The organism is Streptomyces ziwulingensis (genome assembly GCF_039542605.1).
GTDB lineage: Bacteria > Actinomycetota > Actinomycetes > Streptomycetales > Streptomycetaceae > Streptomyces > Streptomyces ziwulingensis.
Window position 1 is genome coordinate 212202 of the sequence record NZ_BAABIG010000007.1, and the last position, 14428, is coordinate 226629.

Genomic DNA, 14428 nt, shown 5'->3' on the forward strand with positions numbered 1-14428 from the left:
GGCCGCGGCCCGCGCCCTACGGTTCGGCCCGCTCCCACCCCGGCCGGTCCGCGCGCGGCCCGAGCTGCCGGGGGTCGCGCGAGCGGTAGACGACGTACGGCCGGAACAGGTACTGCACCGGCGCGCTGAACATGTGCACCAGCCGGGTGTACGGCACCAGCGCGATCAGCACCATGCCGACCACCGCGTGCACCTGGTACAGCACCGGCACGCCCCCCATCAGCCCCACCTCCGGGTCGAGCCGGAACAGGCTCCGCGACCAGGGCGCGATGCTGTGCCGGTAGTCGAAGCCGGTGCCGGAGGAGTGGGTGAGCTTGGCGGCCATGCCCAGGACGATCGAGGCGAGCAGGAAGACGTACATGAACTTGTCGTTGCCGGTCGTCGCGCGGAAGACGGGGGCGTTGGTGCGCCGCCGGTAGACCAGCAGGCCGATCCCGGCGACCGTGAGCACCCCGGCGGCCGTGCCGCCGAACAGCGAGAAGAGGTGGTAGGCGCGTTCGTCGACGCCGACCGCGTCGGTCCACGACTCCGGCACGAACAGCCCGATCAGGTGGCCGATCAGGACGAAGAGGATGCCGTAGTGGAAGACGGGCGAGGCGATGTTCAGCAGCTTCGACTCGTAGATCTGCGAGGAGCGGGTGGTCCAGCCGAACCGGTCGTAGCGGTGGCGCCAGACCAGCCCGGCGACGAGGGAGACGAAGGCGGCGTAGGGCAGCACGCCCCACAGGAGAAGGGTCACCGGCGGGCTCCGGCGGGTGCGGGCGGCAGGGTGGCGCAGACCGCGTCCAGGACGCACGCGTACGGCGTCCCGGCGGTCCCGAGCCGGGCGCGGAGCTGGTCCAGGGCGTCGCGGTGCTCGACGAGCAGCCCCAGGTCGCCGGTGCGGGAGGTGAACTCCAGCACCGCGGGCAGGAAGTCGGGCAGTTCCTCGCCGGTGAACTCCAGGCCGTGGACGCGGTACAGCTCCTTGAACCGGACCAGGGACATGCCGCGCCGCCGGGTGTCGCCGTCGCTCCACCAGCTCAGGTAGAGACTGTGCCGGTTCTTGAAGTCGAAGACCTCCACATAGTGCGCCTCCAGTTCGGCCTGCCCGGTGGAGGCCGCGTGGTCGGTGAAGACGCGCAGTTGCGGGGCCGCCTCGCGCAGCAGCGGCAGCCGGGCCCGGAACTCCTCGTCCGGATAGGTCAGGCAGAGCGCCGCCGCCTGGTAGAGCACCTCGAAGCCGGGCATCAGACCTCCCTCTCGTCGGCCGTGTCGGCCTCGTCGTCGGCGGTCTGCCGGCGGCGAAGGATGTGGAAGTTCTCCACCGGCACCAGCGGCAGCCGTCGGCGTCCCGAGTCCTGGCCGAACGGCCCGTCGCCGCCCATGCCGGGCCCGCCGTCGGTGTCCAGGCTGCAGGTGTCCGGCAGCGCCGAGGCCTCCAGCCGGTGCGCGTCACCGACGGCCGCCGTCGGGATCACGTACCGCTCCTCGTACTTGGCGATCGCCAGCAGCCGGTACATCTCCTCGATCTCGCCGGCCGTCATGCCCGCGGCGGCCGCGACCTCGGGGCCGGGCTCCTCACCGAGGTTGACCGCCCGCATGTGCGAGCGCATCGCGGCCAGCTTCTCCAGGGACGCCCGCACCGGACCGGTGTCACCGGCGGTGAACAGCTCCGCCAGGTACTCCAGCGGAATGCGCAGCGTGTCGATCGCGCCGAACAGGTTCCCCGCGTCCTCGCCGTCGTGCCCGGTCTCCGCGAGCGCGTCCACCACCGGCGACAGCGGCGGGATGTACCAGACCATCGGCATCGTCCGGTACTCCGGATGCAGCGGCAGCGCCACCCGGTACCTGCTCACCAGCGCGTGCACGGGGGAGCGGCGGGCCGCCTCCAGCCAGTCGTGCGGGATGCCGGCCGCCGCCGCGGCCCGCCGCACCCCGGCATCCTCCGGGTCGAGGAACACGCCCAACTGGGCCTCGTAGAGGTCGTGTTCGTCCGGCGTCTCGGCGGCGGCCGTCACCTTGTCGGCGTCGTACAGCACCACCCCGAGGTAGCGCAGCCGCCCCACGCAGGTCTCCGAGCAGACCGTGGGCTGGCCCGCCTCGATGCGCGGATAGCAGAAGGTGCACTTCTCCGCCTTGCCGGTGCGGTGGTTGAAGTACACCTTCTTGTACGGGCACCCGGTCACGCACATCCGCCAGCCCCGGCAGCGGTCCTGGTCGACCAGGACGATGCCGTCCTCGGAGCGCTTGTACATCGCCCCCGACGGGCAGGACGCCACGCACGAGGGGTTGAGGCAGTGCTCGCAGATGCGCGGCAGGTAGAACATGAACGTCTGCTCGTAGGCGAACCTCACCTTCTCGCTCGCCACCCGCCGGGTGCGCTCCACCATCGGGTCGAGGTCGCCGTACGCGGGGGCGCCGCCCAGGTTGTCGTCCCAGTTCGACGACCAGGCGATCTTCATCGGCTTGCCGTCGAGCTGCGAGATCGGCCGCGCCACCGGATAGTCGGTGCCGAGCGGGGCGTCGGTCAGGTTCTTGTAGTCGTACGTCCAGGGCTCGTAGTAGTCCTTGATCTCCGGAAGCTTCGGGTTGGAGAAGATCCCGGCGAGCTTCTTGAGCCGGCCGCCCGCCTTCAGCTTCAGCGCGCCGCGCCGGTTCAGCTCCCAGCCGCCCCGCCACCTCTCCTGGTCCTCGTAGCGCCGGGGATAGCCCTGGCCGGGGCGGGTCTCCACGTTGTTGAACCAGACGTACTCCATGCCCCGGCGGTTGGTCCACGCCTGCTTGCAGGTCACCGAGCAGGTGTGGCAGCCGATGCACTTGTCGAGGTTCATGACCATCGCGATCTGGGCCATCGGGCGCATCAGTACTCGACCTCCTGGCCGCGGCGGCGGACGACCGTCACCTCGTCGCGCTGGTTGCCCGTCGGACCGAGGTAGTTGAACGCCCAGGAGAGCTGGGCGTAACCGCCGATCAGATGGCTGGGTTTGAGCAGCAGGCGGGTCAGCGAGTTGTGGGTGCCGCCGCGCCTGCCGGTGGTCTCGGTGAGCGGCACGTTGACCGTGCGTTCCTGGGCATGGTGCATGTACACCGTGCCCGGCGGCATGCGGTGCGAGACGATCGCGCGGGCCACCACCACGCCGTTGCGGTTGACCGCCTCGATCCAGTCGTCGTCCGCCACCCCGATCGCGTCGGCGTCCCGCGGGGACATCCAGATGCTCTGCCCGCCCCGGGAGAGGGAGAGCATGAACAGGTTGTCCTGGTACTCGGAGTGGATGGACCACTTGTTGTGCGGGGTGAGGTACCGGACCGTCACCTCGCGGGTGCCGTCCGGTCCGAGCTGCGGTTCGCCGAAGAGCCGGTGCATGTCGAGCGGCGGCCGGTACACCGGCAGCGCCTCGCCCACCTCGTGGATCCAGTCGTGGTCGAGGAAGAAGTGCTGCCGCCCGGTGAGGGTGTGCCAGGGCTTGAGGTGCTCGGTGTTCTGCGTGAACGCCGTGTAGCGGCGCCCGCCGGTCTCGCTGCCCGACCACTCCGGCGAGGTGATCACCGGCACCGGCGCCGACTGGGTGTCCGCGTAGGTGACGCGCCTGCCCTCGTGCTCGGTGGCCAGGTGGGCCATCGCCTGCCCGGTCCTCGCCTCCAGGGTGCGGAAACCCTGCACGGCGAGGCGGCCGTTGGTGGTGCCGGACAGCGCGAGGACCGTGTCGGCCGCCTTCACCGCGGTGTCCAGCGCGGGGCGCCCGTCGGCCGGGCCGCCGCGTACGGTGCCGTTCCGCTCCCGCAACACCTCCACCTCCTCGTCGGGCCGCAGCGCGATGCCCTTGGCGGGCAGCCCCTTGGCCTCGACGAGCGGTCCGAGCGCCGCGAACTTCGCGCCGAGTGCCGGGTAGTCCCGCTCGACCACGGTCAGCGCGGGCATCGTCCGGCCGGGCTCCGGCTCGCACTCACCGCGCCGCCAGTCCCGTACCACCCCGCCGGGCTGGGCCAGCTCGCCCGGGGTGTCGTGCTGGAGCGCGGAGGCCACCAGGTCCTTGCGGACGCCCAGGTGGCCGACGGCCAGCTCGCTCAGCTTCTCCGCCAGCGCCTTGAAGGTGTCGAAGTCGGTGCGCGCCTGCCAGGGCGGGTCCACCGCCGGGGAGAAGGCGTGCACGTAGGGGTGCATGTCCGTGCTGGACAGGTCGTGCTTCTCGTACCAGGTCGCGGCCGGCAGCACGACGTCGGAGAGGAGGGTGGAGGAGGTGTGCCGGAAGTCCAGCGACAGCAGCAGGTCGAGCTTGCCCTCGGGCGCCTCGTCGTGCCAGACCACGTCCCTGGGGCGCTGCCCGGGCGCGGCCTCCTCGGCGCGCAGCGAGGAGTGGGTGCCGAGCAGGTGCTTGGTGAAGTACTCGGCGCCCTTCGCCGACGACCCCAGCAGGTTGGCCCGCCACAGCGTCACGATCCGCGGCCAGTTCTCCGGCGCGTCCGGGTCCTCGCACGCGAACCTCAGCGTTCCGGCGCGCAGTTCGGCCACCGCCCGGGCGACCGGGTCGCCGAACGCCTCGCCCAGCTCCAGGGGGTTGCGGTCGAACGTCGGGTACGACGGCATCCACCCCGCGCGCGCCGACTGGGCCAGGCAGTCCGCGGCGGTCATCCCCTCGAACCGGCCCTCGCCCAGCGGCGAGGCCAGCACGTCGGCGCCGAACCGGTCGTAGCGCCACTGGTCGGTGTGGAGGAACCAGAACGCGGTACCGATCATCTGCCGGGGCGGCCGCGACCAGTCCAGGGCGCCGGCCAGCGAGGCCCAGCCGGTCAGCGGGCGGCACTTCTCCTGGCCGACGTAGTGCGCCCAGCCGCCGCCGTTGCGGCCCTGGCAGCCGGTGAGCTGGAGCAGCGCGAGGAAGGTGCGGTAGATCGTCTCGGAGTGGAACCAGTGGTTGGTGCCGGCGCCCATCAGGATCATGCAGCGGCCCTCGGACCGCTCGGCGGTCCGCGCGAACTCGCGGGCGATCTTCACACAGGCCGCCGCCGGAACGGAGGTGTGCGTCTCCTGCCAGGCCGGGGTGCCGGGGGCGGCCGCGTCCTCGTAGGAGGCGGGCCAGTCGCCCGGGACGCCGGGGCGGGCGACGCCGTACTGGGCGAGCAGCAGGTCGAAGACGGTCGTCACCAGCGGGCCGTCCGGGCCGCCCAGCCGGGTGGCGGGCACCCCGCGCCGCAGCACCTCGCCGCGCCCCTGCCCGTGCTCCCCGCCCTCGGTGTCGAAGCGCGGCAGCAGCACCGGCACGCCGGTCGCCGACTCGTGCCCGTGCAGGGTCAGGACCGGGCGCACGTCACCCAGGTCGAGGTTCCAGTGACCCTGGCCGGCCTCGTTCCAGCGGAAGCCGAGCGAGCCGTTCGGGACCACCGCGCGCCCGGTCGCCCCGTCCAGCACGACCGTCTTCCAGCGCGCGTCCTCGCCCTGCTGTCCGAGGTCGGCGGCGCGCAGGAACTTCGCCGGGACGTGGGCGCCGTCCCGCTCGGTCAGCGTCACCAGGAACGGCAGGTCGGTGAAGCGCCGCACGTAGTCCGAGAAGAACGGGGTCTCCCGGTCGACGAAGAACTCCTTGAGGACCACATGCCCCATGGCCAGCGCCAGCGCGGCGTCCGTCCCCGGGTGCGGATGCAGCCACTGGTCGGCGAACTTGGCGTTGTCGGCGTAGTCGGGCGCCACGACGACGACCTTCTGGCCCCGGTAGCGGGCCTCCGCCATCCAGTGCGCGTCCGGGGTGCGGGTCACCGGGATGTTCGTGCCCCACATGATCAGATAGGCGGCGTCCCACCAGTCGCCCGACTCGGGCACGTCCGTCTGGTCGCCGAACACCTGCGGGGAGGCCACCGGCAGGTCGGCGTACCAGTCGTAGAACGACAGCATCGGGGCGCCGATGAGCGAGTGGAAGCGGGCGCCCGCCGCGTGCGACACGATCGACATCGCCGGGATCGGGGAGAACCCGGCGATCCGGTCCGGCCCCCGCGTCGCGATGGTGTGCACATGGGCGGCGGCGACCAGCTCCAGCATCTCGTCCCAGTCCGCCCGCACCAGCCCGCCCTTGCCCCGGGCCCGCTGGTAGCGGCGCCGCCGCTCCGGATCGCCCTGGATGTCCGCCCAGGCCAGCACCGGGTCCGTCAGCCGCGCCTTGGCCTCCCGGTACATCTCCAGGAGCACGCCGCGCACATACGGGTGGCGCACCCGGGTGGGGGAGTACGTGTACCAGGAGAAGGCGGCGCCCCGGGGGCAGCCGCGCGGCTCGTACTCGGGGCGGTCCGGGCCGACCGACGGATAGTCCGTCGCCTGGGTCTCCCAGGTGATGATGCCGTCCTTGACGAACACGTTCCAGCGGCAGGACCCCGTGCAGTTCACGCCGTGCGTGGAGGTGACGACCTTGTCGTGGCTCCAGCGGTCCCGGTAGAAGGCGTCCGCCTCCCGGCCGCCGGCCAGCCCGATGCTGTGCAGGTCGGGCGCGGCCGTCCCGGGCCGGAAGAACCGCCCCGCGCGCAGCAGTGCCGCTCCCGGCTCGGCGGGCGGTGTCCGAGTCTCCGTCACATGTGCTCCCTCGCTGGCCTGGTCCCCTCGAACCTAGGGGCGGGCAAGGGGGCGCACCCGCCCACGACGGCCGTACGGGTTCCGCGACGGCCGTACGGGTGCGCCGACGGCCCCACAGGTCAGGAGCGGGACGGGTCAGGAGCGGAACGGAACAGGAGCGGGAGCGGGTCAGTAGCCTTCGCGGCACTCGCGCAGGATGTGCTCGGTGCGCTGCGCGGAGGCGGCCAGCGCCGTCATGTGGTCGAGGACCTCCAGGTGGGCGGAGACCTCGGCGCGGGAGTCGAGATACAGGGCGCCGGTCAGATACTCGGTGAACACCAGGTCCGGCAGCTCCCGCTCGGCGAAGCGGAACAGCGTGAACGGCGCGTACGTCCCCGGGTGCGGACCGGTCGCGAACTCGGCGACCTGGAGCGTGACCCGCTCCCGCGCGCCGAACTCCAGCAGCTTGTCGATCTGCTCGCGCATCACGCCGCCGTCCTCGCTCACCGGGCGCCGCAGCACCGTCTCGTCCATCACCACCCACAGGTGCGGCGGCTGCGGACGGTCCAGCAGCCGCTGCCGCTCCATCCGCAGCGCCACATGCCGGTCGACCGGCTCCCGGCCGGCGACGCCGACCGTCCCGGCCGCCAGCACGGCTCGCGCGTACGCCTCCGTCTGGAGCAGCCCCGGCACGAAGTGCGGCTCGTAGGAGCGGATGATCCGGGCGGCGCCCTCCAGGCTCACGTACAGGCTGAACCAGTCCGGCAGCACGTCGCTGTACCGCTGCCACCAGCCGGGCCGGTTCGCCTCCTCCGCGAGGGTGACGAACGCCGTCACCTCGTCCTCGGGCACCCCGTAGGCGCCGAGCAGCACCTGCACGTACGGGATCTTCAGCGCGACCTCGGCCGTCTCCATGCGCCGGACGGTGGCCGGGGCGACCCGCAGCACCTTCGCGGCGTCCTCGCGGCCGAGGCCGGACGCCTCGCGCAGCTCTTGCAGCCGCTTGCCCAGCACCACCTGGCCCACCGTGGGTGCGGCCCGCCGGTCACTCACGCCACGCCCTTCCGACACACCGATCAGGACCCGCAGTGTGTCACGTCCCGCGCCGGGAGCGTCATGCCGGGAGTGGTGACCGACGGACGGTCCCGCGCCGCTGTGGCAGGCTGAACGCGGAACCCGCCCGCCCGCCCGCCGCCGCACGACCGCAGGGTCGTACGGCCGTACGACCGGAGGATGCCCCGTGCCGTTAGCGCCGCTGTCACCGCGCGAGATCGAGGCCCGGCTGGCCGCCCTGCCGGCCTGGTCGCTCGACGGCGACCGCCTCACCCGTTCCTACCGCCTCGACTCGCACTTCGCGGCGACGGCGATGGTCGTGCACATCGCCCAGGTCCAGGAACGGCTCGACCACCACTCGGACCTGACCCTCGGACACGACACGGTGTCGCTGAGCGTGCACACCCACAGCGCGGGCGGCGCCGTCACCGAGAAGGACTTCGAGCTGGCCCACCGGGTGGAGGATCTGTCCGCGCGGCACGGGGCACACTGAACCGTGTGCTGGACTACGAGAAGGAAGCGGACCGGTACGACGCCCTGCGCGGCGGCGAACCCCGGGCCGCCGCGGCCGCCGAAGCCGTACTGAGCCTCGTTCCCCCGTCCGCCGGCCGCCTGCTCGACGTGGGCTGCGGGACCGGCATCGTCACCCGCCGCCTCGCCGCCGCGCGCGCCGACCTGCGGGTGACCGGCGTCGACCTCACCGCCGCCATGGCCCGGCACGCCGCCGCCCGCCTGCCCGGCGCGGTCGCGCTGGCGGACAGCCGCCGGCTGCCCTTCCGGGCACATCCGTTCGTCGCCGTCACCAGCGTCTGGCTGCTGCACCTGGCCGGCTCCGCCGACGGCGTGCGGACCATCGTCGGCGAGTGCGCGCGGGTGCTCGCGCCCGGCGGGGTGTACGTCACGACGGTCGACAAGGGGGCCGCCCACAACGTGGGCAGTGACATCGACGCCGTCCTCGCCACCCGCCCGCCGACCGAGGTCCACGACAGCTCCGCGGCGGTCGAGTCCCGGGCCCGCGCGGCCGGCCTGGTCCCGGCGGGCGAGGCCCGGTTCCCCGGCCGGGGCCAGGGCCGCAGCCCCCGCCGGGCCATCGCCGACCTGCGCCGCGGCTGGTTCATGACACTGCCGCCCGGCGACCCGCGGGCCGAGGAGTTCGCGGCCCGGCTCAGCGCCCTGCCCGACCAGGACCGTCCCCGCCCCGAGCCCGTCTTCACCCTGCGGGCCTTCCGCAAGCCGGAAACCGTCCCCGGGGGCGGCAACTCCCGTGCGCACAGCGGCGACTGAGAGGCGGAACCCCCCCCGCCCTCCCAGGAGGCCAACCCCCATGAAGCACCCGCACCCGCACGCACATCCGCGCAGACACCGTCCGCTGCGCGTCCTGCTGCCGCTGGCGGCCGTCACGGCCCTGGTCGGCACCGGCCTGACCGCGCTCGGCGCCGACACCGCCGAGGCGGCGACCGCCCGGCAGGTCGAGAAACTGGACCGGGGTGTCGTCAGCGTCCACACCGCCGCCGGGAACCTGGTGAGCTGGCGCTGGCTCGGCACCGACCCGAACGACGTCTCCTTCAACGTCTACCGGGCCGGCACCAAGGTCAACTCCAGCCCGGTCACCGGCTCCACCAACTACTTCCACTCCGGCGGGCCCGAGCAGGCCGACTACACCGTCCGCGCGGTGGTCGGCGGCGTCGAACAGGCCGACTCCGTGCACGCCGTGCAGTTCCGCACGGGCTACAAGGACGTGCCGATCAGCCCGCCGTCCGGCGGCACCACACCCGACGGCGTCGCCTACACCTACGAGGCCAACGACGCCTCCGTGGCCGACCTCGACGGTGACGGCGCCCTGGACTTCGTCCTCAAGTGGCAGCCGACCAACGCCAAGGACAACTCGCAGTCCGGCTACACCGGCAACACGATCGTCGACGGCGTCAAGCTCGACGGCACCCGCCTGTGGCGGATCGACCTGGGCCGCAACATCCGCTCCGGCGCCCACTACACCCAGTTCCAGGCGTACGACTACGACGGCGACGGCAGGGCCGAGGTCGCCATGAAGACCGCCGACGGCACGGTCGACGGCACCGGCACGGTCATCGGCAGCTCCTCCGCCGACCACCGCAACTCCTCCGGCTACGTCCTGTCCGGCCCCGAGTACCTGACCATGTTCGACGGCCGGACCGGCAAGGCGATGGGCACCGTCGACCACGTCCCCGCCCGCGGCACCGTCTCCTCCTGGGGCGACTCCTACGGCAACCGCGTCGACCGCTTCCTGGCCGGCACCGCCTACCTCGACGGCGCCCGCCCGTCCCTGATCATGGCCCGCGGCTACTACACCCGCAGTGTGATCGCCGCCTGGGACTGGCGGGGCGGCGCCTTCACCCGCCGCTGGACCTTCGACACCAACTCCTCCTCCAACAGCGGCAGGGGGTACGACGGTCAGGGCTCGCACAGCCTCTCCGTCGGGGACGTCGACAACGACGGCAAGGACGAGATCGTGTACGGCTCGATGGCCGTGGACGACAACGGAGCCGGCCTGTGGACCGCGAGGACCGGGCACGGCGACGCCCAGCACCTCGGTGACCTCGACCCGTCCACTTCGGGCCTTGAGTACTTCAAGGTCTCCGAGTCCACCTCCCAGCCCGCCGAGGTCTACCTGAACCCGGCCGACGGGTCCGTCCGCTGGAAGCTCGCCGCCTGCTGCGACAACGGCCGGGGCGTCGCCGGGGACATCTGGGCGGGCAACGACGGCGCGGAGGTCTGGTCGGCCTCCGACACCTCGGTGCGCGACGAGGCCGGCGCGGCCAAGGGCCGGGAGCCGTCCTCCGTCAATTTCCTGTCCTGGTGGGACGGCGACACCGTCCGCGAACTCCTCGACGCCACCCGCATCGACAAGTACGGCACCTCCTCCGACACCCGCCTGCTGACCGCCTCGGGCGTCCACTCCAACAACGGCACCAAGGCGACGCCGGCCCTGTCCGGCGACCTCCTCGGCGACTGGCGCGAGGAGGTCGTCTGGCCCACCACCAACAACACCGCGCTGCGCATCTACTCGACCCCCGTCGAAACCACCACGAAGATCACCACCCTCCTCCACGACACGATGTACCGCACCGGCCTCGCCTGGCAGAACACCGCCTACAACCAGCCCCCGCACCCGAGCTTCTACCTCGGCAGCGGCATGGCCACGGCCCCGAGGCCGACGGTGTACACGCCGTAGACCCCACCACCGGCGAGAACGGCTGGGCCGGGCGACGCTCACCCCCCTGGGCGTCGCCCGGCTCGATAACGGGTCGCGGCCCCGCCGGACGACCCGCTACCTTCCGGCTGGGCGCGCTGTGGCGTCCCGGGCGAGGGTGAGGGGAGCGGGTATGGAGAGCGCGGGGGTACGGACCGACCGACTGGGGCTGCTGCTGGACCAGTTCGACAAGGCATGGGAGGCGGCCCGGGTCCGGCTGACCGGGCTCGGCGACGAGGAGTACCTGTGGGAGCCGGTGCCCGGCTGCTGGTCGCTGCGGCGCCGCGGCGAGGCGGTGACGCCACGGGCGTTCGGGCCGGGGGAGTGGGTGCTCGACCTCGGCGCCCCCGACATCCCGGCGAGCGAGTACGCCGAGGTCGCCCGGCAGGCGGCGGACGGCATGAGCGTCGCGAGGATCGCCGAGGACTGGAGCGTCACCGTCGAACGGGTCGAGGAGGTCCTCGCCCACACCGGTGAGCCCGAGCCCGACGTCACGCCGGTGACGACCCTCGCCTGGCGGCTGGCGCACCTGCACGTCGAGTTCCGGGGCCGCTGGGAGTGGACCTTCGGCGAGCGGCGGCAGGATCCGAGGCGGATGGTCGACTTCACGCCCTCCGCCGCCGCGGCCCTCGACCGGTTCTGGCCGGTGATCGACCGCTGGCGCGCCGACGTCGGCGCGCTGACCGAGGAGCAGCTCGACACCGTCGGCCTCTCCCGGTACCCCTACGGCTCCGACGCCGACGAGCCCTTCATCTCCGTGCTGTGGGGCGCCAACGTCGAGTTCATCCATCACATGGCGGAGATCGCGCTCCTGCGCGACCTGTGGCGGGCCCGCCCCACCACCGGCACCGACGAGCGGGCCCGTCACCTCCTTTAGCTCACCGCGCAGCGCTCGCCGCCCAGGGTGAACGCGGCCGGTTCGGCGTTGCCGTCCGACCGGCTCCCCGTGAAGCCGAAGCCCACCGACGAACCGGCTGCCACCCTCGCGTTCCAGCCGACGTTCCGCGCCGTCACCGCCGGGCCCGACTGGGTGTGCTCGGCGTTCCACATCTGCGACACCCGCTGCCCGCCGGGGAAGGCGAACCCGAGCGACCAGCCGGTCCAGGCGGTGGTGCCGGTGTTGGTGAGGGTGACGTCCGCCTGGAAACCGCCCGGCCACTCGTGGGTGACCGCGTAGGTCACCGCGCAGGCGCCGGCCGGCCCCGGGCCGGTGCCGCCGCCCGGGTCGGCGGAGTCGCCGTAGACGACACCCCGCCCGTTGGTGGAGACGTACACCCGCCCGTACACCCGCGGGTCGCCGGTGATCGCGGCGCCGGTCCAGCCCCACTGGTGGGCGTCGTCGTTGACGCGGGTCCAGCTCGCGCCCTTGTCGGTGGAGCGGAAGATGCCGCGCACCCCGCCGATCTTCGCGCTGGTGTACAGCGTCTGGTACGAGGCGTCCGGGGCCGCCTTGCCGAAGCCGATGGTGTCGGCCTGCTCGACGCCGGACAGCTTGGTGAAGCTCGCGCCGCCGTCCGCGGAGTGCCACAGGCCGTACGCGCCGTCCGCGGCGCCGCCGGCCAGCCAGATGTCGCCCTTGCCGCCCGGCAGCGCCTTGAAGCGGACGCTGTCACCGGCCGGCAGACCGCTCGCCGCCGACGCGGTGAAGGTGGCGCCGCCGTCCGTGCTGACGTAGAAGGTGCCGGACTTGAAGCCGTAGAAGGTCTTCGGGTCCACCCGGTCGGATTCGACGACCGCGCCCGCCGGAAGGCCGGCGGACGCCGACCACGAGGTGCCGAACCCGGTCGTGTAGTGCACCCCCGCGCCCTGCGGGCTCCACACGAACCGCCCGCCGTCCGCGCCCGCGGCGACCGTGCCGCCGCCGCTCACCCCCGACGGGTCGGTCCCCGCGAACCAGTTGGCGCCGTTGTCCGTGGAGAAGGCGACATGCGGACCGGAGTCGAGGTTGCCGACGCGTACGACCGTGTTCGGGTCGCTCTCCGCGTAGTCGAGGCTGGTGGTCGAGGAGAAGTTCGGGGAGGTGTACATCATCGACGGGACCTTCGTCAGGTCCGTGTGGCGGAAGCCGCCGATGTCGCCGAGCGCGCTGAGCAGCGGGGCGCCCGACGGGGGAGCGGCGAGGTCGTTGACGGCCGTCTCCTCCAGGCCCCGGACCATCGGCTCGATGCTGATTCTGCCGCCCTCGTCCCAGGCCGTCAGGTCACGCGTGCCGTAGACGGTCGCGCCCGTCCCGTACATCATCCGGTCGGAGTCGAACGGGTCGATCTCCAGCGACTCCGTCATCCAGCCCAGCTTCGGCGCCTGTTCGGGCGGCGCGGGGTTCGCGCCCCAGCTCAGCCACGGCGACGACGAGACGTCCATCGTGTAGCGGTTCTCGCGGTCCGGGTACGAGGTGTAGTCCCAGGCCCGGGTCCAGGTCGCGCCGCTGTCCGTGGAGCGGAAGATCTGCGTGTCCGGCCACCAGGAGCTGTACGCCGTCGCCATCAGCGTCCCCGGGCGCTGCCGGTCGACGCTCAGGCCGCTGAAGCCGTAGAAGGTGTCGGCCTCCGCCACCGGGCTGACGTCGGTCCAGGTGCCGGTGGCCGTCGCGTACCGCAGCAGCCGGCCCTTGCCGCCGTCGTACGGGCCGCCGGTGTCGCTGTAGGCGAGGTACAGGTGGCCGTTCTCGGCGTCCAGCACACCCTTGTGCGCGAGGTACCCGGTCGGCTGGCCCGGCACCCGCTGCCAGCTCACGCCGGCGTCCGTCGAGCGGTAGACGGCGTTCTCCTTGTCGGCCACCCCGACGTAGATCGTCTTCGTCGGCGTCCCCGCGCCGCCGGTCGACTCGTCGAAGGTGACCCAGACGACGCCCTGGTTGTCGGAGGCGTAGCCGCTGGTGTCGCTCGGGTCCTGGGCGTAGTTCCCGGGGTTGGGGAAGGCCGTCACCTCCGACCAGGTGACGCCCGCGTCGGTCGACCGCCACAGGCCCTCGCCGCTGGGCGCGCCCAGGTACAGCACGTCGTTGTCGTGCGGGTCGATCGCGAGGCGCTCCCCCATGCCGCGGCCGGGCATGTTGCCGCCCAGCTTGAACGGCAGGTCGGTCCTGGCCCAGCTCGCGCCCCGGTCGGCGGAGCGCAGCACCGCCCCGGCGCCCGGGTCCCAGTCGTTGGTGTACGTGCCGACCGCCGCGTACACCCGGTCCGGGTCGACGGCGTCGGTGGCGACGCTCGCCACGCCGGTGTGCCCCCAGTCGTCCCAGCCGACCGAGTCCAGCAGCGGCGTCCAGCTCTGGGACGCCTCCTGCCAGCGGTAGGCGCCGCCGATGTCGGTGCGGGCGTAGGCCAGGTCCTTCTCGGACCGGTTGAAGACGATGCCGGGGACGAAGCCGCCCCCGTCGATCCGGGCGTTCTTCCAGGTGTAGGTGTCGGCCGCGGCCGCCGTCGCGGGCGGCGGGTCGGCGGCCAGGGCGGCGGGCGGGCCGCCGGTCAGCAGGCCGGCCGCGAGCGCCAGCGCGGCGGTCAGGATGCGGGTTCTTCGCACGGTGGGGGACCGTCCTTCGTGAGGTCGGGGCAGGGCGAGCGGAGGACGTGCGGCGACCGGGCGGCCCCCGTCGGGAGGGGGCCGCCCGGCCCGTGCACGCGGAGCATTCA

Annotated in this window: 10 protein-coding genes; 4 read left to right on the top strand and 6 right to left on the bottom strand. The window is 72.9% G+C overall.

The window, feature by feature from the left end; translation table 11 throughout:
• Positions 1–16: 16 nt before the first annotated feature.
• The 5 genes from narI to ABEB00_RS03870 form a co-directional block, all read right to left on the bottom strand.
• Positions 17–739, bottom strand: coding sequence for a respiratory nitrate reductase subunit gamma (gene narI, locus ABEB00_RS03850; RefSeq protein WP_345617420.1), 723 nt, complete (start codon positions 737–739; stop codon positions 17–19).
• Positions 736–1230 carry a nitrate reductase molybdenum cofactor assembly chaperone gene (gene narJ, locus ABEB00_RS03855; RefSeq protein ID WP_345617421.1) on the bottom strand — a complete coding sequence of 165 codons (495 nt, stop codon included), beginning with the start codon at positions 1228–1230 and terminating at the stop codon, positions 736–738. Before narJ ends, narI begins: the two co-directional genes overlap by 4 nt.
• Positions 1230–2843 (bottom strand): nitrate reductase subunit beta, encoded by a 1614-nt coding sequence (gene narH / locus ABEB00_RS03860; protein ID WP_345617422.1) that lies wholly within the window; start codon positions 2841–2843, stop codon positions 1230–1232. Before narH ends, narJ begins: the two co-directional genes overlap by 1 nt.
• A complete protein-coding gene (locus ABEB00_RS03865; RefSeq protein WP_345617423.1) occupies positions 2843–6538 on the bottom strand; it encodes a nitrate reductase subunit alpha in 3696 nt (1231 codons plus the stop codon). The genes narH and ABEB00_RS03865 overlap by 1 nt, the downstream gene beginning before the upstream one ends.
• 168 nt (positions 6539–6706) lie before the next feature.
• Positions 6707–7570, bottom strand: a complete 864-nt coding sequence (locus ABEB00_RS03870; protein WP_345617424.1) for a helix-turn-helix domain-containing protein — start codon at positions 7568–7570, stop codon at positions 6707–6709.
• A gap of 187 nt (positions 7571–7757) precedes the next feature.
• Here ABEB00_RS03870 and ABEB00_RS03875 point away from each other — a divergent pair, with 187 nt between their 5' ends.
• The 4 genes from ABEB00_RS03875 to ABEB00_RS03890 all read left to right on the top strand — a co-directional run bounded on the left by ABEB00_RS03875 (position 7758) and on the right by ABEB00_RS03890 (position 11676).
• Positions 7758–8063, top strand: a complete 306-nt coding sequence (locus ABEB00_RS03875; RefSeq protein ID WP_345617425.1) for a 4a-hydroxytetrahydrobiopterin dehydratase — start codon at positions 7758–7760, stop codon at positions 8061–8063.
• A 5-nt stretch (positions 8064–8068) separates the two neighbouring features.
• Positions 8069–8854: a class I SAM-dependent methyltransferase gene (locus ABEB00_RS03880; RefSeq protein WP_345617426.1), complete on the top strand. Its 786-nt coding sequence runs from the start codon at positions 8069–8071 to the stop codon at positions 8852–8854.
• Between the two features lie 40 nt (positions 8855–8894).
• Positions 8895–10781 carry a rhamnogalacturonan lyase gene (locus ABEB00_RS03885; RefSeq protein WP_345617427.1) on the top strand — a complete coding sequence of 629 codons (1887 nt, stop codon included), beginning with the start codon at positions 8895–8897 and terminating at the stop codon, positions 10779–10781.
• Positions 10782–10932: 151 nt separating this feature from the next.
• On the top strand, positions 10933–11676 hold the full coding sequence (locus ABEB00_RS03890) for a DinB family protein (RefSeq protein ID WP_345617428.1): 744 nt from the start codon (positions 10933–10935) through the stop codon (positions 11674–11676).
• Here the strand turns inward: ABEB00_RS03890 and ABEB00_RS03895 are convergent.
• Positions 11673–14318 (bottom strand): cellulose binding domain-containing protein, encoded by a 2646-nt coding sequence (locus ABEB00_RS03895; protein WP_345617429.1) that lies wholly within the window; start codon positions 14316–14318, stop codon positions 11673–11675. The genes ABEB00_RS03890 and ABEB00_RS03895 overlap by 4 nt on opposite strands.
• Positions 14319–14428: the final 110 nt, after the last annotated feature.